The 875-nt window shown below is 70.3% G+C and carries 1 protein-coding gene and 1 pseudogene; one reads left to right on the plus strand and one right to left on the minus strand.

What is annotated here, in order from left to right:
* A partial coding sequence (locus tag AC1DWF_RS33105; protein ID WP_476842740.1) for a hypothetical protein occupies positions 1–399 on the plus strand: 399 nt, incomplete at its 5' end.
* Here AC1DWF_RS33105 and AC1DWF_RS33110 read toward each other — a convergent pair.
* Positions 396–875: pseudogene (locus AC1DWF_RS33110) on the minus strand (hypothetical protein); the annotation flags it as partial. The gene AC1DWF_RS33105 and the pseudogene AC1DWF_RS33110 overlap by 4 nt on opposite strands.

The raw sequence follows: 875 nt of genomic DNA on the forward strand, positions 1-875 counted from the left end.
GGTGAGGGGCGGCCCGCTGCCGTGGTGCTCAACAGCCATCACAACARCCAGGAGAGCTTCGCCCAATACCTCATCGCCACGCCGATCGAGGGGCGGCTGCAGCAGGTCTTCCAGGGGCCGATCCTCTACTCGGTGCAGGCCTACGAGCGTGGCTGCGAGCCGCGCCGGCTGGAGCAGCGCATGCTGCCATTCACGCTGCGGGAGGCGCAGCGCGACGGCTTCGCGGAGCTCTCGATGACGGTGCGTGAGGCGCGGATCTGCACGCAGCGCGGCCGGCCGCGGACGCTCAACTCGCTGATGCATTATGCGCGGCTCCGCTGGGATCCGGCGCAGTCGCGCTACCTCGGCGGGCTCGACGCGCTGGAGCGGCGGAACCAGCGGATGATAGGCGCGCCTTAGGCGGCGGATGCCGCCCGCCGTGCGGCCATGAGCTGCCAGGCCGCGGGGATCGCGAGCCCGATCACCACCACGGCCAGCCGCGCCTCGTCGCTGAGGAAATAGCCGAAGGCCCCGATCAGCCCCGCGATCGCCAGCAGCATGCGGATCGCGATTCCCATCGGGCCCATCAGGTAGCCGGCATAGGCTGCCGTCACCGCCGTCAGCGCCGCGACCTGGATCGCCGTCACGGTCGCGATCTCGACCAGCGATCCCCGCAGCATGAGTCCGGCGTCGTAGAAGAAGGCGAAGCCCACGGTGAAGCCCGCAATGCCGCAGCGCGTCGCATGAACCGAGGTGATGGTCGGGCCGGCGCCCGCGATGGCTGCCGCGGCGAAGGCGGCGGCTGCGACGGGTGGCGTCGCATCGGCGATGACAGCGAAGTAGAAGAGGAAGAGATGCGCCGGCAGCAGCAGGTCCGCTGCCGAATAGCCCAGCAC

It is taken from the genome of Aminobacter sp. P4_D5, assembly GCF_056401815.1.